At 65.8% G+C, this 17,086-nt stretch carries 14 protein-coding genes; 6 read left to right on the forward strand and 8 right to left on the reverse strand.

Annotation, left to right across the window (positions count from 1 at the left end; genetic code table 11):
* The first annotated feature begins 88 nt into the window (after positions 1-88).
* Positions 89-1,285 (forward strand): MFS transporter, encoded by a 1,197-nt coding sequence (locus tag NG698_RS12980; protein WP_252610175.1) that lies wholly within the window; start codon positions 89-91, stop codon positions 1,283-1,285.
* A 264-nt stretch (positions 1,286-1,549) separates the two neighbouring features.
* Here the strand turns inward: NG698_RS12980 and aceB are convergent, their stop codons facing one another.
* Together aceB and aceA are read right to left on the reverse strand one after the other, a co-directional pair.
* Positions 1,550-3,202 carry a malate synthase A gene (gene aceB, locus NG698_RS12985; RefSeq protein ID WP_252610178.1) on the reverse strand — a complete coding sequence of 551 codons (1,653 nt, stop codon included), beginning with the start codon at positions 3,200-3,202 and terminating at the stop codon, positions 1,550-1,552.
* A 92-nt stretch (positions 3,203-3,294) separates the two neighbouring features.
* Positions 3,295-4,611, reverse strand: coding sequence for an isocitrate lyase (gene aceA / locus NG698_RS12990; RefSeq protein WP_252610181.1), 1,317 nt, complete (start codon positions 4,609-4,611; stop codon positions 3,295-3,297).
* Between the two features lie 153 nt (positions 4,612-4,764).
* Between aceA and NG698_RS12995 the strand changes: the two genes are divergently transcribed.
* A complete protein-coding gene (locus NG698_RS12995) occupies positions 4,765-6,279 on the forward strand; it encodes an XRE family transcriptional regulator (protein ID WP_252599823.1) in 1,515 nt (504 codons plus the stop codon).
* Positions 6,280-6,444: 165 nt separating this feature from the next.
* On the opposite strand, the gene NG698_RS13000 is transcribed toward NG698_RS12995, so the two are convergent.
* The 3 genes from NG698_RS13000 to NG698_RS13010 are packed head-to-tail and all read right to left on the reverse strand — an operon-like array spanning position 6,445 to position 9,615.
* Positions 6,445-7,446, reverse strand: coding sequence for a TAXI family TRAP transporter solute-binding subunit (locus NG698_RS13000; RefSeq protein ID WP_256471063.1), 1,002 nt, complete (start codon positions 7,444-7,446; stop codon positions 6,445-6,447).
* A gap of 34 nt (positions 7,447-7,480) precedes the next feature.
* On the reverse strand, positions 7,481-8,950 hold the full coding sequence (locus tag NG698_RS13005; RefSeq protein WP_252599822.1) for a sensor histidine kinase: 1,470 nt from the start codon (positions 8,948-8,950) through the stop codon (positions 7,481-7,483).
* On the reverse strand, positions 8,947-9,615 hold the full coding sequence (locus NG698_RS13010) for a response regulator transcription factor (protein ID WP_252610184.1): 669 nt from the start codon (positions 9,613-9,615) through the stop codon (positions 8,947-8,949). The genes NG698_RS13005 and NG698_RS13010 overlap by 4 nt, the downstream gene beginning before the upstream one ends.
* Positions 9,616-9,866: 251 nt before the next feature.
* Here NG698_RS13010 and NG698_RS13015 point away from each other — a divergent pair, with 251 nt between their 5' ends.
* Both NG698_RS13015 and NG698_RS13020 read left to right on the forward strand, forming a co-directional pair.
* Entirely contained in the window at positions 9,867-11,258 is a 1,392-nt protein-coding gene (locus tag NG698_RS13015; protein ID WP_252610186.1) for an MFS transporter, read from the forward strand.
* A gap of 304 nt (positions 11,259-11,562) precedes the next feature.
* Complete coding sequence (locus NG698_RS13020; RefSeq protein ID WP_252610189.1) at positions 11,563-12,873, forward strand: serpin family protein; 1,311 nt, start codon at positions 11,563-11,565, stop codon at positions 12,871-12,873.
* 26 nt (positions 12,874-12,899) lie between these two features.
* Here NG698_RS13020 and NG698_RS13025 read toward each other — a convergent pair whose 3' ends face one another.
* The gene (locus NG698_RS13025; protein ID WP_252599818.1) at positions 12,900-13,061 is read right to left on the reverse strand and encodes a hypothetical protein; all 162 of its coding nucleotides are present in this window, start codon (positions 13,059-13,061) and stop codon (positions 12,900-12,902) included.
* Positions 13,062-13,310: 249 nt separating this feature from the next.
* On the opposite strand from NG698_RS13025, the gene NG698_RS13030 reads away from it, so the two are divergent.
* Positions 13,311-13,847 (forward strand): TetR/AcrR family transcriptional regulator, encoded by a 537-nt coding sequence (locus NG698_RS13030; protein ID WP_252610191.1) that lies wholly within the window; start codon positions 13,311-13,313, stop codon positions 13,845-13,847.
* Here the strand turns inward: NG698_RS13030 and NG698_RS13035 are convergent.
* Positions 13,844-14,740, reverse strand: coding sequence for a hydroxymethylpyrimidine/phosphomethylpyrimidine kinase (locus NG698_RS13035; RefSeq protein ID WP_252599816.1), 897 nt, complete (start codon positions 14,738-14,740; stop codon positions 13,844-13,846). The two genes, NG698_RS13030 and NG698_RS13035, sit on opposite strands and share 4 nt — an antisense overlap.
* 126 nt (positions 14,741-14,866) lie before the next feature.
* Here NG698_RS13035 and NG698_RS13040 point away from each other — a divergent pair, with 126 nt between their 5' ends.
* Positions 14,867-15,595 (forward strand): queuosine precursor transporter, encoded by a 729-nt coding sequence (locus NG698_RS13040; RefSeq protein ID WP_252599815.1) that lies wholly within the window; start codon positions 14,867-14,869, stop codon positions 15,593-15,595.
* A 144-nt stretch (positions 15,596-15,739) separates the two neighbouring features.
* On the opposite strand, the gene tgt is transcribed toward NG698_RS13040, so the two are convergent.
* Positions 15,740-17,086: a tRNA guanosine(34) transglycosylase Tgt gene (gene tgt, locus NG698_RS13045; RefSeq protein WP_252610193.1), complete on the reverse strand. Its 1,347-nt coding sequence runs from the start codon at positions 17,084-17,086 to the stop codon at positions 15,740-15,742.

Genomic DNA, 17,086 nt, shown 5'->3' on the forward strand with positions numbered 1-17,086 from the left:
GCGCCATGACGTTGACTGGGGCGTGGGGGCAATGCGCCGTGATAGCAATGGAAGTGATGAAATCCTTTTTAGCCACCGCGGAATCCTCATGAGCGGACAGTTCCTGGCCAAAGTCCCCAAGGGCTGGATTCTCCTGGCCTGTATCGGACTGCTGGCGCTGAACCTGCGTGGACCTTTCGTGGCCGTTGCCCCGGTGGTTGACCTGATGCAGGCCGACCTCGGGTTTACCCCCGTGATGTTGGGCCTGCTGACGAGCATCCCGGTGCTGTGCTTCGCGCTCGCCGCGTCGCTGGCGTCACTGACCACGAGGAAGCTCGGCGCGGAGTTCGCCGTCTCCGTCACCATCCTTGGCGTCCTGGCAGGCGTGATTGTGCGCTCGGCGGGCGGCCCGGGACCGGTGGTTGTGGGCACGGTGATGATTGGCCTCGCCATCACGGTGGGCAATATCGCCGTGCCGTTGATTATCCGCCGCGACTTCTCCCCGTTGCGCCAAGGGACCGCCATGGGTGTGTACACCGCGGCTCTGAACATCGGATCATTCCTGACATCCATGGTCACGGCTCCCTTGGCCGAGCTGGCCGGTTGGCGGGTGGCCCTGGTGTCCGTGGGCATCCTGGCCGTGATTGCCATTGTTTTCTGGACCCTCGCCGTGGGCGCCCGCACCGCGTTTGTGCCCTCTCGCACCGTGGTGGCCGGCGGGCAGGAGCACCCGGCCGTCAAGGGTTCCGGCTGGATTACCGCCGGGCTCACCGCAGGCTTCGCCGGCCAGGCGTTTTCCTATTACGCGGTGACAGCGTGGCTGCCGAGCTATCTCAACGACGAGCTTGGCATGTCTGCTTCGGCGGCCGGGGCAGGCTCATCGCTGTTCCAGATCTTCGCCATTGTTGGCGGCCTGGGAGTGCCCTTCGCGGCCAAGTATTTCAGTACGACGACGACGGCAGTCACCGTGGGGTTGTTGTGGACGGTCGTGCCGGCCGGGCTGCTGCTGGCGCCGGAACTGTGGTGGCTGTGGTCCACGTTCGGCGGCATCGCGCAGGGCGGCGGGATCACGCTGATCTTCATCGCCATCATCAAGCTGGCCCGGGACCAGGTGTCCGCGGGCCGGATGTCCGCCACGGTCCAGGGGCTCGGTTACTGCTTCGGGGCGGTGGCCCCGCCGCTGGTGGGCTTCGTGCACGACGCCTCGGGTTCGTGGACCCCGGCGCTGCTGGTGATCCTGGGCTCGGTGCTGATGTTCTTCGTCTGCACAACCCTGGCCGTGCGGCTGGTGCCGAAAGGACGCTGACGCGTCCCGCCGTCGTACGTTCCCTTGTCCCCTGCATGATTTACCGACGCTCTCTCACTTAACGCAGCTTAACGACCGACGCTCTCTCACTATCTTGAGGATAGTGAGAGAGCGTCCCGGGTTTTCTTGCATTAAGTGAGAGAGCGTCCGCGGGTCACACGGGTGTTCCGTCGCCGGGCCGGCGCCCCGGATCTCGGGGGTGCCTGTTGCGAAGGGCGTGCCTGCCCGGCGGACGGAAATCTATTCAGTGAGCTTGCTGCAGCCCTAGGCCGCGGCGAGCTCCTCTTTGGTTGCCTTTTCGCGGGCCTCGGTGAGGTAGCGGGCGTAGGCGGGGAGGGTCAGGAAGGACGGGAAGTCCTGGCCGAGGGTGACTTCCTCGAAGATGTCGCGGGAGTCTTCGAAGCGGTCGCCGTCGAAGCGTTCCAGGCGTGCGAACTCTTCGTCGAGCAGTTCCTCGATCCACTGGTGTGTGATGATTTCGCCGCGGTCGGTGATGGCGCTGGCGAACATCCACTGCCAGATCTGGGAGCGGGAGATTTCCGCGGTGGCGGCGTCCTCCATGAGGTTGTGGATGGCGACGGCGCCGTTCCCGCGGAGCCAGGACTCGATGTAGCGGATACCTACCTCGATGTTGTTCCGGATGCCCTGCTCGGTGATGGTGCCTTCGGTGGCGGCCACGTTGATGAGGGCGCGGTCATCGGGGATGACGTCCTCACGGGTGCGGTCCAGCTGGTTGGGACGCTCGCCAAGGATGGCATCGAAAACTTCGCGGCAGACCGGAACCAGGTCCGGGTGGGCCACCCAGGAGCCGTCGAAGCCGTCATTGGCCTCGCGGGTCTTGTCGGCACGGACCTTCTCGAACGCGTTGGTGTTGGCGGCCTCGTCCTTGCGGTTGGGAACGGCAGCGGCCATACCGCCGATGGCCATGGCGCCGCGCTTGTGGCAGGCACGGACCAGCTGTTCGGTGTAGGCACGCATGAACGGCTGGGTCATGGTCACCTGGGCGCGGTCCGGCAGGACGAACCGGGGGCCGCGGGTACGGAAGTTCTTGATCAGGGAGAAGATGTAGTCCCAGCGGCCGGCGTTCAGGCCCGACGCGTGATCACGCAGTTCGTAGAGGATCTCCTCCATTTCGAACGCCGCGGTGATGGTCTCGATCAGCACGGTGGCGCGGATGGTGCCCTGCGGAATGCCCAGCAGGTCCTGGGCGAGGATGAAGATGTCATTCCACAGCCGTGCCTCGAGGTGGTTCTCGATCTTGGGCAGGTAAAAGTACGGGCCCTTGCCCTGGGCCAGCAGGCGGTGGGCGTTGTGGAAGAAGAACAGGCCGAAGTCCACGATGCCGCCGGCCACGGGAGCGCCGTCGATGATCATGTGCTTCTCGGGCAGGTGCCAGCCGCGGGGGCGCACCACGATGGTGGGCAGTTCGTCGGCCGGGCGGAGCTTGTATTCCTTGCCCTCGGGGGAGGTGAAATCGATCCGGCGCTCCAGCGCATCGGTGAGGTTCAGCTGGCCCTTGATGACGTTCCGCCAGGTGGGGGTGGAGGAGTCTTCCATGTCAGCAAGCCAGACCTTCGCGCCGGAGTTCAGCGCGTTGATGGTCATTTTCTTATCCACCGGTCCGGTGATTTCCACGCGGCGGTCCTCCAGGCCCGGGGCCGGGGGAGCGACGCGCCACGACGGGTCGTTGCGGATGTCCTCGGTTTCGCGGAGGAACCTCGGATCCTGGCCGCCGGCGATGTCCGCCCGGCGGGTCCTGCGTGCCTGCAGCAGTTCCTGCCGGCGCTCGGCCGTGGCCCGGTGCAGCTTGGCGACAAACTCCAGTGCATCCGGAGTAAGAACCTCGTCCTGCCGGCAAATGGGCTGCGCGGCCAAAGTGATCCCGTTGATGGTGAAGCTGTCAGTGAAGGTGTTCATTTCAATCTCCTGGAGCTGTGCCCAAACTGGGTAGCACTAAGTGTCGTTTTGAGCCTCCAAAACGACACTTAGTGCTACTTACTTGGGGAAAATTAGTGGAACTGGCCTTCTTCGGTGGATCCCACCAGTGCCAGGGTTGATGCGTTCGGGTTGAGCGCAGTTGCAATGTCGTCGAAGTAGCCGGTGCCGACTTCGCGCTGGTGCTTGGTCGCGGTGTAGCCGCGGGACTCGGAGGCGAATTCCTTTTCCTGCAGCTCGACGTAGGCGCTCATGCCTTCACGGGCGTAACCGTGGGCGAGATCGAACATCGAGTAGTTCAGGGCGTGGAAGCCGGCCAGGGTGATGAACTGGAACGTGAAGCCCATGGCGCCGAGTTCACGCTGGAACTTGGCGATCGTGGTGTCGTCCAGGTGCTTACGCCAGTTGAACGACGGCGAGCAGTTGTAGGAGAGCATCTGGTCCGGGAAGTCGGCCTTGACGGCCTCGGCGAACTTGCGGGCAAGCTCGAGGTCCGGGGTGCCCGTCTCCATCCAGATGAGGTCAGAGTACGGGGCATAGGCCTTGGCGCGGGCGATGCAGGGTTCGATGCCGTTGCGGACCTTGTAGAAACCTTCCGGCGTGCGTTCGCCGGTGACGAATTCCTTGTCGCGGGGATCGACGTCGGAGGTGATCAGCGTGGCTGCCTCGGCGTCGGTGCGGGCGATGACCACCGAGGGGGTGCCGGCGACATCGGCGGCCAGGCGGGCCGCGTTCAGGGTCCGGACGTGCTGCTGGGTGGGGATCAGCACCTTGCCACCGAGGTGACCGCACTTCTTTTCCGAGGCGAGCTGGTCTTCCCAGTGCACACCTGCCGCGCCTGCCTGGATCATGGATTTCATGAGCTCGTAGGCGTTCAGCGGGCCGCCGAAGCCGGCCTCGGCGTCGGCAACGATCGGCACCATCCAGTCCTCAACGGTCTGGATGCCTTCGGAGAACTCAATCTGGTCCGCACGCAGGAGTGCGTTGTTGATGCGGCGCACCACGGTCGGAACCGAGTTGGCCGGGTACAGCGACTGGTCCGGGTAGGTGTGGCCGGAGTTGTTGGCGTCGGCGGCAACCTGCCAGCCGGAGAGGTAGATGGCGCGGAGGCCGGCCTTGACCTGCTGCACGGCCTGGTTGCCGGTCAGGGCGCCCAGGGCGTTGGTGTACCCGCCGGTCTTGTGCTCTTCGGTCAGCTGCTTCCACAGTTTCTCGGATCCGCGGCGGGCCAGCGTGTGCTCTTCGGAGACACGGCCGCGGAGCTTGACGACGTCCGTTGCCTTGTAGTCACGGGTCACACCTTCCCAGCGGGGATTGGCGGCCCACTCGAGCTCCAGGGCTGCGGCCTGCTCTTCGGGCGTCGGCTGGGTGGGCTCAAATGCTGCAGTCATCGTTGTCTCCTTGATTGAGCTCCGGGTGGATATCTGCCGGCCGGAGCTGCTTCGTTGCAGTTCCGGCCAGCTACCCCGGTGCGGTGTTTCTTTCCGTGATTACTACTTTTCAGCACTTCACAACACTTCTCTAGGGGAAAACAATGGAAAGAAATGCATTTCTTCGCGTATGCTCAAGAAATGACGCCTGGAAGCTGGAACCGCGAAGTCGTACTGCCACTGTCGTCCGCCGCCTCCCTGGAACTGGACGTCATCAGCCTGGGCCGCCGGGTGCGGCATCTGCGCAAACAGGCCGGGCTCACGCTCGATGACCTGAGCGCCGCCGTCGGGACTGCCCCCAGCCAGTTGAGCCTGATCGAAAACGGTAAGCGGGAGCCCAAACTTTCGCTGCTGCAGGGGCTGGCCGCCGCGCTCAACGTGAGCATCGACCAGCTGCTGGGCGCCGAACCGCCAAGCCGCCGCGCGGCCCTGGAAATTGAGCTGGAACGCTACCAGCGCGGACCGCTGTACGAGTCCCTTAATCTGCCCAAAATCCGCATCAGCTCACGGCTTCCGGTCGATGTGCTGGAGGCGCAGGTGGGGCTGCTGCACGAGCTCGAACGCAAGCTTAACGAGCAGGTGGCGACGCCGGAAGAGGCCCGCCGCGCGAACGGTGAGCTGCGTGCCATGATGCGCGAGCGCGGCAACTACTTCCCGGAGTATGAGGCCGAGGCGCAGAAGGTGCTCGGGCTGGTGGGTTACACGGCCGGGCCGCTGAGCCAGCACGTCATCGCCGACATCGCCGAGAAGCTCGGATTCACCCTCCACCACGTGAGCGACCTGCCGCATTCCACTCGTTCAGTAACGGATTTGAAGAATCACAGAATTTACCTGACGCAGAGCCAGCGGCAGGACCACGACCCCCGCTCCGTCCTGCTGCAGGCGCTGGGGCACTACGTTTTGGGGCATGAGACGCCGAAAAACTACGGCGACTTCCTCGGCCAGCGGGTGGCCACGAACTACTTCGCGGCCGCGCTCCTGCTGCCGGAGCAGGCCACTGTGGACTTCCTGCAGAAAGCCAAGGCTGCCAAGGAAATCGCCGTGGAGGACATCCGGGACGCTTTTGCCGTCTCCTACGAGACCGCCGCGCACCGCTTCACCAACCTGGCCACGAAGCACCTGGGCATCACCACCCACTTCCAGAAGACCCACAAGAGCGGCATCATCTACAAGGCCTATGAGAACGACGGCGTGACGTTCCCGATGGACCACACCGGCGCCATCGAGGGCCAGCCGTCGTGCAAGGCGTGGACGTCGCGGGCAGTGTTCGATGTGCCGGACAAGTTCAGCGCGTACAGCCAGTACACCGACACTCCGTCCGGCACGTATTGGTGCACGGCCCGGACCGAGCGCTCGGCCAACGGTGAGTTCTCCCTAAGCATCGGGGTGCCGTACCAGCATGTGAAGTGGTTCCGCGGCCGGGAAACCACGGCCCGCGAAAAGTCCACGTGTCCGGACCCGAACTGCTGCAAGCGTCCACCGGCCGCGCTGGCCTCCGAGTGGGCGGGCAACGCCTGGCCGTCTGCCCGCGCCCATTCGCACCTGCTCGCCGCGATGCCACCAGGCGCGTTCCCCGGCGTGGACGAGACCGAGGTCTACTCGTTCCTGGCTGCGCACTCGCGGAGCTGACCGCGGGCGTCACGCAGAGCATGCTTATGGTTCAGTCCCGGGCAGCTTTCGGCTGGAAATCCCCTGAAATCCTCGGTTTGCAGGCCCTTTTGGTGGACGAAGCCCGCTGAAAGCGTGCTGTGCGTGACGCGGCAGCCAGCCAACGTGCCACCCGATTCGCCCCACCTACCCGTGGAGCTCCCGGTACGCCGCAACGGCGCCGGGGTGCAGGGGCAAACCCGCGGTGTTGATCAAGGATTCCGGACTCAGGAACTGGACCCCCAGGCTGGAACGCGGAATCAGTTCCTCGGCGTGGCCCACCAGCAATTCGACGGTCCGCTTGACGGTACGGTCATCAAGATCGCTCCGGCACAGCAGCAGGTTCGCCACGCCCACGGTCCACACGGCCGGAATGCCCGCGTAGGCGCCCGCCGGGATCAGCACCCGGTCGTAGAAGACGCCGTATTTCGCCCGCAGTGCCGGCAGCAGCGGCGACAGATCGAGGAAACCCAGCCCGACGTCGTCGTTCGCGGCGGCAATGGCCGCGGTAGGCACGCCGCCTGACCAGAACAACGCGTCGACCGTTCCGTCCCGCAGTGCCGCGAGGCCCTCGTTGAGGCCGAGGCTCAGCACCGTGACGCCGCCGGCGGTGCCCGCAGTGCTGCTCAGCCCGGCAGCCTCGAGCAGCCGCGGAGTGGTCAGCGACGTCCCCGAGCCGGGCTCGCCGACAGCCACGGTCCGGCCGGCAAGCCCGCTAATGTCCCGGATCCCGCTGTTGTGCCGGATGACGCAGTGGACGTAATTTTCATACACCTTTCCGACGGCGGAAAGTCCGACGGCGGGCGACTCACCCACCGCTGTGCTTCGGGCAGCCGAATCCGCGAGCGCGACGGCGAACGTGGCTTTGCCGGTCAGCAGATGTTCGAGGTTGTCCAGGCTGCCGCCGGTAGTCAGCGCCGTGGCCAAGCCGGCCACCCCGTGACGTTGGAGGGATGCCGCCAGCAGCTCGGCGAACTCCAGGTAGAAGCCGCCAGGCTCGCCGCCGGCCACGGTGACGGTGGCCGGGCGGTCCGTCGGCGTGCACGCACCCAGGCCCGGCAGGAGCAGCCCGGATAAACCGGCCGCGAGTCCGGCCTTGAGGACGGTTCGCCGCGGGGGATCAGGGGGAAGCGGGGGACTCGTGGGCAAGGCCAGCGCTCCGGCCAGGCGCCCCCCGAACAGGTCACCCACGCGGAGCCGCCTGCTCCGGCCCGGTCTGTTCCGGCCCGGCAAAACTTCCCGGCAGCTCCGCGGCCCACGGAAACTCGAGGCGCGCGATCAGGCCATGCGGCGAGGCCTCGGCAAGCACCAGCAGGCCACCGTTGGCGGCTGCCAGCTTGTCCACGATGGTCATGCCCAGCCCGGTGCCGCGGATGCTCCGGTGCGCCGGGGACCGCCAGAAGCGGCTGGTGGCCGCTGTCCGTTCGTCGGCGGAAAGCCCGGGGCCGTCGTCGGACACTTCGATGGCCACCGTGCCTTGGCGCTCGCGGGCAGCAACCGAGATGTGGGCGCCGGGAGCGTACTTGATGGCGTTGTTCAGAAGTTCGCCGACCATCTGGGCCAGCTCTGCGGCGCTGCACGCGATGTGCACGGCGGGGGCCGGCGGATCTGCCAGCAGGATCGATGCTCCGCCGCGCTGGGCGGCGGGGCCCGCCCGTTCGGTTTCTTCCTGCAGGACCGGGTACGGATCAAGCGGCGCTTGTGCCGCGGGCGACGGGGTTCCCAGCGGGCCCCGTGCGGAGTCCTCGGAGGCCCGGTGCTCGGCGGACGCCAGCCGCAAAACGCCGTCCAGGATCTCCTCCACACGTTCGAGCTCGGCCAGCACCCCTGCGGCGGCGTCGTGCTCCCGGGCGGTCTTCAGTTCCAGCTGCAGCAAATCGATCCTGAGCCGCAGCGCCCCCACGGGATTGCGTAGCTCGTGCGACGTGTCAGCTATCAGTTGCCGCTGCGAATCGAGGCTGTGGCTGACGGTCTGCGCCATGGTGGTGAATGAACGGCTCAGTTCCCGCAGTTCCGGCGGCCCGGCCTCCGGAAGCTGTCCGGTCCGGCCCGTTGCCTCAAGTTCCGTGACGGCGGCGTTCAGCCGATGCACGGGGCGCAGCACCCACTCGGTCACGCGGGCCGCACCAAGCAGTAGCACCGCAGCCAGGACCGCCGCTGCCACTGCGACGATGAGCCACCGCTCCCGAAGTTTCTGCCGGGCCGCGTCCAGTTTGACCTCGAGGACCGCCTCGCCCAGGACCTGGCTCGCGCTGCCGAAGGAGCGGGAGATCACCTCGGAGGAAGGCCCGAACGGCTGCAGCGGGCTGAGCGTGGTGTCGCTAAGGTTCAGGTTCGCCCTGGCCACCGCGTCCCGGACGTCCGGCCGGTCCTCGCTCAGGCCACCGGAGCGCAGGGTTCCCTGCTGGAGACGGATCAGGACTCCTTCGCCGTAGAGCTCGGAATACCGGTCCATCTCCGTTTGCAATTGAGCGGTTTCGCCGGCGGAAGCTGCGTCGAACGCCACCTGTGCCAGGCGGTTGAGGGAAGCGGCACGGTTGATCTGGAGTTCCTGGGTCAGTTCGCGGCCGGCGGACGTCAGGATGGCGTTGGAGGTGATGATGACAATGAGCAACGCCAGGACACTCAGGATGCCCAGGACGCGCAGTTTCACGCCGGGTCCGCCTCGACCCGGTAGCCGACGCCGCGGACGTTGATGATGAAGCCCGGTAACTGGAGCTTGGCCCGCAGCCCCGTCAGGTGCACGTCAAGGGACCGGGACGAGGCCACGAAGGCGTCGCCCCACAGCGCGTCCAGGATCTGTTCACGGGTGACCACCGAACCGGCGTGGCTGGCCAACAGGGCCAGCAGGTCAAACTCGGTGGCCGTCAGCGGGAGCACCTCGGAACGGAGGGCCGCCACGCGCCGCTCGAGGTCGATCTCAAGATCACCCAGCACCACACTCTGCTGCCGCGTACCGCGATAGCGGCCGGCACGCCGCGTGACGGCTTCGATGCGGGCGAGAAGTTCCACGAGCTTTACTGGCTTGACGAGGTAGTCGTCCGCTCCGGACCGCAGGCCGAGCACCACACTGCGTTCGTCGTCGCGCGCGGTGAGAATCAGGATGGGCACCGGCGTGACCTGGCGCAGTTTCCGCAGCACCTCCAGCCCGTCCATATCGGGAAGGCCGAGGTCCAGCAGGATCACTTCGAACTTCCGGTGGACCAGCAGGGCGTCTGCTCCGCGGGCAACCCGGGTGGGGTTGTGCCCCGCGGTCGCGACGGCGGCGGCGAGGGCGGACGCCATGGCGTCGTCGTCCTCGACGATGAGCAACTCCATGGCCTGGTTCCCTTATTCGCTGAGTGGGCAACGCAAACTGCCCGCTTTGGAGATTACCCCGTCGCCCGCCGAAACCTAAGGAAGTGTTAGGAAATGCCCTCCCACGTTGGATGTGCCTTGCATCACGCATAACTTGGATGAGGCCCTCGGCGTTTGAGGGGGGCCCGTCAACGTCGAGGAGGAACCATGGGCAACGTAGCCATGGACAGCACGAAAGTAAGAACAGCGCCGCAGTCCGGGGAGGTTCAACGATGAGCGCCCAGCACGCAGTCCAGAGCGAGGCAGCACAGACCCGCCGGGCCGTGAGCAACATCCTCAAGGGTTCAGCGGGCAACCTCGTGGAGTGGTACGACCTCTACGTTTACACAGTCTTCGCGGCGTACTTCCAGTCGCACTTCTTCAATTCCCAAGACGACCTGCAGGCCGGGCTCGAGGCCATGGCCGTCTTCTCGACGTCGTTCCTGATGCGTCCGGTGGGTGCCTGGTTCTTCGGCCGCTATGCCGACCGCAAGGGCCGCAAGGCGGCCCTGACGCTCAGCGTAACGATCATGTCCGCCGGTTCCTTCGCCATCGCCATCTTGCCGACGACCCAGCAGATAGGCGTCTGGGCGCTGATTCTGCTGATCCTTGTGCGGCTGGTCCAGGGCTTCTCCGTGGGCGGCGAATACGGCACCAGCGCCACCTACATGTCCGAGGCCGCCACATCCAAACGCCGCGGCTTCTTCTCAAGCTTCCAATACGTCACGCTGATCGGCGGCCAGATGCTGGCCCTGCTGGTGCTCGTCATCCTGCAGAACACCATGGACAAGGGCGCCCTGACTGAGTGGGGCTGGCGCATCCCCTTCGCGATCGGCGGCGTCGCCGCGCTCGTGGTCCTGTGGCTGCGGCGCTCGATGGAAGAAACCGTGTCCGCCGAGCAGGTCGAGGCCGCCAAGGTTCCGGCCGTGGCCGGCGTTGCCCAACCGGGCACCATGAAGTTGCTGTTCACCCAGCACTGGAAGCCGCTGCTGATCTGCATCGGCGTCACCCTCGGCGGCACCGTGGCGTTCTACACATACACCAACTTCATTCTGAAGTTCATGAACGATACCTCCGGGATCGCCAAGACCGACACCTCCGTGATCAACTTCTGGGCGCTGTTCATCTTCATGCTGCTCCAGCCGGTCTACGGGATCATCTCGGACAAGGTCGGGCGCCGGCCGCTGCTGCTTTGGTTCGGCATCACGGGTGTGTTGTTCACCTGGCCGCTGCTCTCCACGCTGTCCAACACCAAGGACCCGTTCACGGCATTCCTGCTGATGCTGGGCGGCCTGCTGATCGTCGGCGGCTACACCTCGATCAATGCCCTCGTGAAGGCCGAGCTGTTCCCGGCCTCCATCCGCGCCCTCGGCGTTGGCCTGGGCTACGCGATCGCGAACTCACTCTTCGGCGGCACCGTCCCGCTGCTTGGTGCGGCGTTCCAGAAGGCCCAGCGCGTGGACCTGTTCTTCACCTACGTTACCGTGGCCATTGCCATCTCACTGCTGGTCTACATCTTCGCCCTGAAGAACAAGAAAACCACGCACCTGGACCGCGAACAGGGCGATGCCTGGAACCGCCCGGCAAAGGACGACGACAAGGACAAGGACCTCATCAACGCCTAGCGCTGTGGGCAGCTCCGGTGGGCGTACGACGGCGGGTGGCCACCCGCCGTCGTACGCCCACCACCCGCGCCGCCCCCCGCACCCTGGACGCTCTCTCAGATAATGCGGCAAATCCCGGGGCGCTCTCTCACTTTCTTGAGGAAAGTGAGAGAGCGTCCCGGGATTTCTTGCGTTAAGTGAGAGAGCGTTTGGATGAGACCAAAATGAGTGCAAAGCGTGACCGTTCAGGCATCGTCTCGCGCCGCCGTCGCTGGTTCACTGGGAGCAGGCGGATTCCCGCCCTTGTGTGCCGGGGGAGGCGACAGTGGTGTTTCGTTTTCAGCGGGCGGTGGCGTTGGGTGCGGTGCTGGGACTGGCAGCATGTGCGGCCCCGGCCCCTGCGCCTCCGGAGCTCCTGACGGCCGACGGCGTGGAGCGGATTTCGGTGGACCGCGCCGCTTATGCCGCTGAACTGCGCTCCTTCCGGGCTTCCGCCCTGGGCCTTGGCGAGGCGCTGCTGGCGGACGGCGGCGACGGCGCCAACGGGAACGTCGTGTCCTCGCCCGGGAGCCTGCTGATTGCCCTCGCGATGCTTCGCTCCGGCGCGTCGGGCGAGACCGCGGCGGAGATGGACAGCGTCCTGGGACTCCCCGCAGAGAATCGCGACGAGGCCATGAACGCGGTCCTCAGCTCACTTGCGAAGTTCGACGGCGACCCCGGCGCAGTGGATGAGGACAACCCGCCGCGGAAACCGGTCATGCATGCCGCCAACGGGCTGTTCGTGGACAAGGGTGTGCCCACCGGCGAGTCCTTCCTGGAAACGCTGGCCCGGCACTACGGAACGGGCGTGTATCCCGTGGCCTTCAGCGATGAGGGTGCCACGAAGCCCGCCATCGATGCGTGGGTCAACAGGAACACGGGCGGCCGGATCAAGGAAGCCCCGGCAGAGTACGACCGCCGGAACACCTTCAGCCTCCTCAATTCCCTGTATTTTGCCTCCGCCTGGAGCGCGCCGTTTGACCCGAATGCCACCTCGGACCTCCCCTTCACAACAGCTGCCGGCGAGGAAATCGATGCGCCTGCCATGCACAACGAGGCGGAGATGAAGTACGCGGAAGGTGCAGGCTGGCAGGGCGTGGACCTTCCCTACGCCGACGGTTTCGTTATGCGGTTGGTCCTGCCGGGGGCCGGATCCGACGCGGACGCCGGGGCCGAGTCCCGCCCCGCCTCGGCTGCCTTCGGTGCGGAAACGCTAGCGGAAATCGCGGACGCCTTCGACACTGCAGCGCTGGAGACGGTGCAGATCCAGTTGCCACGTTGGGACCACAAGTGCAGCTTTGACCTGCGGAAGGTGTTTGAGTCACTGGGGCTCCAGACGACGCTCGACACCACGGAGGATTTCAACAACATCCAGCCCAAGATGACGATCACCCAGGCCGCGCAGGCTGCCAACATCACGGTCGCCGAAAAGGGCATCATCGCAGCCGCGGTGACCCAGATCAACGGAGCTGTCACCAGCGCTCCGCCGCAGCCTGAGCGGTCCATCAGCTTCGACCGGCCATTCCACTACCAGATCGTCCATGTGGAAACCGGCCTGCCGCTGTTTATGGGAACGGTGGCCGACCCGCGCTCGTGACCGTGGCCTCCCCGGGCTGAGCCTAACTAACTGGTCTTGCGGGAATTGCGGCTTCGCAGCAGGGCGCCGTACCCGGCAAAGAGCCGCGGCACCACGAGGTAGACAGCAACCGGAACCACCACGAGCGTTAGAACCAGGGCACGGAGCACCGTGTGCCAGCCCTCGGTCAGGGGTGCCACAAGCATCATGCCCACGGCCACCAGCGGAAAGATGGCCAGCCACGTGATGGCGGCGCGCGGACGTGGATGGAGGGTGCAGGCGGCACCGGTCCGTGAGCAGTGACCGGAGCCTGAGCAGGGGCGGCTGACGCGGGAGCAGTTGCTGTGGGGCTGAGGGTGCTGTTCGCGACATGGCCTGGAATACTGACCGCACCAAAGCACTGCTGCTGACCGCCGCCACCGAAGTAGTTCAGTGACAAGGGCCTTGCGGGGGCGCGCGTGGACCGCATTGCTGCCGCGGCGGGCGTGAACAAGGAACGCATCTACCAGTACTTCGGCAAGAAGGACGAGCTGTTCGACGCCGTCCTTGCCGCTGAACTGGTGCGGGTGATGTCCGAGGTCCCCATCGAAGGTTATGGCGCGGCGTCCATCGGAGAGTACGCCGGAAGGCTTTTTGACCGTCACACGAACGACGGCGCCCTGGCCCGGCTCCTGTTCTGGGAAGGCCTGGAGCGCGGGAGGAATACCGTGGACCGGGCCACACGCGCGGACCACTGCGCCACAAAAGTGGACCAGATGCTGGCAGTTCTACCCGGAATCGACCGCACGGATGCGGCCGACCTGGTCCTCACCATCGTGACCCTCTGCGACGGCTGGACGGTGCTGCCCCAGATCGACGCACTTTTGGCGGGCTCCGCTCCGGACCGCCTGGACCGCCGTCGGGCCTTTATTGTGCGGACGGCCACGCTGGTGGCCGACGCCCTGCTGGAAGTGGCCCGGCTGGAAAAGACGCCGCTGGAAGACTCAATAAACTAGCGCGCGCCGCCCTGCCAGAGGGCGTCGAACGGCGCACCGGAGGCCACACGGTTGCGGATGCCCGCGGTGACAAAGTCCTTGGCGGACCGGGCAGCCTCCAGCGGCGTGGCGCCCTTGGCCAGCTCGGCCGTCACCGCCGCGGCGAGGGAGCAGCCGGCACCGGACACGGCCACCTCGCCCACCTTCGGAGCGCTGAGGACCTCCAGGGTCTCGCCGTCGTAGTAAACGTCGACGGCGTCCGGGCCTGCCAGCCGCACCCCGCCCTTGGCCAGGACCGCGGCGCCGCTGAGCTCGTGGATGCGGACTGCTGCGGCTTTCAGGGACTCGACGTCGATGATCGCCAGGCCGGACAGCGATTCGGCTTCGAAGTGGTTGGGTGTGACAAATGTGGCCAGCGGCAGGATCTGCGCCTTCAGGGCCTGGTCCGTGTCCAGTGCGTGGCCCGGCTCCTGGCCCTTGCAGATCAGCACCGGATCCAGCACTACATTGCGGAACCGGCCCGTTTCCAGCGCCGCGGCGACCGTGCTGATGGTGGCCGGGCTGCCCAGCATGCCGATCTTCACGGTGTCCAGGACCGGACGGCCTGGAGCTGACGGCTCTCCCGACGCCCTCTCGAAGGCGGCGCCCGACGCCGGGCCGTAGGCCGCCGCCGTGGCTTCCAACTGGTCCGCAATGACCTGCTGGTCCACCGGCACAAAGCGGTGGTTCCAGTTGTCGCTCGGATCGAAGGACACGATGCAGGTCAGGTTGGCGATGCCAAACACGCCCAGCTCCTGGAACGTCTTCAGGTCGGCCTGGGCTCCGGCGCCACCCGTGGCTTCGGATCCCGCGATGGTCAGGACGACGGCGGGAGCGGAAACGGGGGACTGGAGGGCAGCTGAAGCTAAAGTCATGGCACTATCCTGCCATCCGGCGTCGGGCCCTATTGTTCAGTGGGAGAATGTCGTGACAGTGCTAATACAGCCGGCGTCCCGCGCAACTTTCGTTGCGCGAGCCGTACGCCGAGCGAACCACTACGAATGGAATCCCCCAAGTCTTCCCCCTCAGGCCGTGACGCCCAGCCCATCGCCGACTCCGCCCGGACGGCGCCGAGATTCGCATCAATCGGTTCGCCGTACTTCGGTATCATGCTGGCGTTTATGGCCGTGGTGCTGATCCTGTCCAACATCGGGGCGTCCAAGGGCGTCGCGATCGGTCCGATCATCACGGACGGCGGGTTTTTCCTGTTCCCGCTCGCCTACATCCTGGGCGACGTCATCAGCGAGGTCTACGGTTTCAAGGTGGCGCGCAAGGCCATTTTCACCACCTTCGCACTGTCCGTCTTCGCCTCTGTTTGCTACTGGGTGATCATCGCCCTGCCCGGCTTCGATGACGAGTTCGGCACGTCCAAGCAGGCCGCCCTTGAGGGGGCCCTTGGTCCGGTGCCGCAGATTGTGCTCGCCTCGCTGTTGGCATTCCTGGCCGGCCAGACCATTAACTCGTGGATCCTGGTGAAGATGAAGGCCCGCTCCGGGGAGAAGTCACTCTGGGCGCGGCTGATGGGTTCCTCAGGCGCGGGCGAGTTCGTGGACACCCTGATTTTCTGCAGCATCGCCGCCTCCGTCATCGGCATCACGGACTTCGGCACGTTCCTGAACTACGTGGTGGTGGGCTTTGTTTACAAGACACTCGTGGAGTTCCTGTTTGTGCCGGTGACGTCCCTCGTGATCGGCTGGATCAAGAAGCGCGAACCGAGCTACGGGGTCTGAGCGGCCATCCCCGGGCCGCCATTTCGACGGTTCCCTGCGCAGACGATGTTCGCAGCCATCGAGTGCGCAGGGAACCATCGAAACGGCGTGGAGGACGACGGCGGGACGCAGGGAAGGCGGGCGGGCAGCGAGCCGTGACACGCGCTAGCGGTAGTACTGCGCCAGGGTCTCGGCCTTGAACTCGAAGAAAGTCCCGGCTTCGATGGCCAGCCGGGCGTCGTCCACCATCTTCACCACAAAGCGTTCGTTGTGGATGGAGATCAGGGTGGCGGAGAGCATTTCCTTGGCCTTGAACAGGTGGTGGATGTAGGCCCGCGAGTAGTTGGCGCAGGCGTAGCAGTCGCAGCCCTCCTGGAGCGGGCCGAAGTCGCGTTTGTACTTGGCACCGGAGAGGTTGAAGCGGCCGGCTGGCGTATAGAACGCGGAGTTGCGGGCCACTCGGGTGGGGGACACACAGTCGAAGGTGTCCGCGCCGTTCTCGATGGCCGTGAAGATGTCGTCCGGCTCGGAGATGCCCAGCAGGTGCCGCGGCTTGTCCTCCGGCAGTTCCTCGTTGCACCAGCGCACAATCGTGCCCAGGTTTTCCTTCTCCAGCGCCCCGCCGATGCCGTAGCCGTCGAAGTCCATGGCGCCAAGGTCCCGGCAGGCCTTCCGGCGCAGGTCCTCGTACTGCGCACCCTGGATCACGCCGAAAAGTGCCTGGTACGGCTTCCCCACACGGGACGTGGTCAGCCGGAAATGCTCCTCCAGGCATCGCAGGGCCCACAATCGCGTGCGCTCCAGCGATTCCTCCTGGTAGCCGCGGGAGTTCTGCAGCGTGGTCAGCTCATCGAACGCGAACATGATGTCCGCGCCGATCTGGTGCTGGACCTGCATGGAAATTTCGGGGGAGAAACGGTGGCGGTCGCCGTTGAGATGCGATTTGAACCAGACGCCGTCGTCGTCAATATGCGCCAGGCGTTCCTTGCCCGGAGCCACGGCGTCGTCCGGTCCGGAGGTGTCCACCGACTTCATGTCGATGACCTTCTTGAACCCGGACCCCAGGCTCATCACCTGGAACCCGCCGGAGTCCGTGAACGTGGGCCCGGACCAGTTCATGAACGCGCCCAGCCCGCCGGCCTCGTCCAGGATGTCCGCGCCCGGCTGGAGGTACAGGTGGTAGGCGTTGGCAAGGAGCGCCTGTGCACCGAGGTCCGCCATGGATTCCGGCAGGACGGACTTAACCGTCGCCTTGGTCCCGACGGCGATGAACGCCGGGGTGCGGATTTCGCCATGGGGCGTGGTGACGGTCCCCGTGCGGCCCAGGAATTTTCCGCCGTTGGCAGCTGCCTGCCCAGCCGACGGCGCACAGCTGTCAGCCAGGCGGGTGCCAACGGTGAAGGAGAACTGCGACTGGTCGGCTGCAGCGGCCGAGCCGGCCGCCGCTGCTACGGGATCAGCTGGGACTGCCGATGCGGAGACGGATGGCGCGGGGGCGGGGTTGGCTGGCAC

The organism is Pseudarthrobacter raffinosi, from assembly GCF_023913735.1.
Classification (GTDB): Bacteria; Actinomycetota; Actinomycetes; order Actinomycetales; family Micrococcaceae; genus Arthrobacter; species Arthrobacter raffinosi.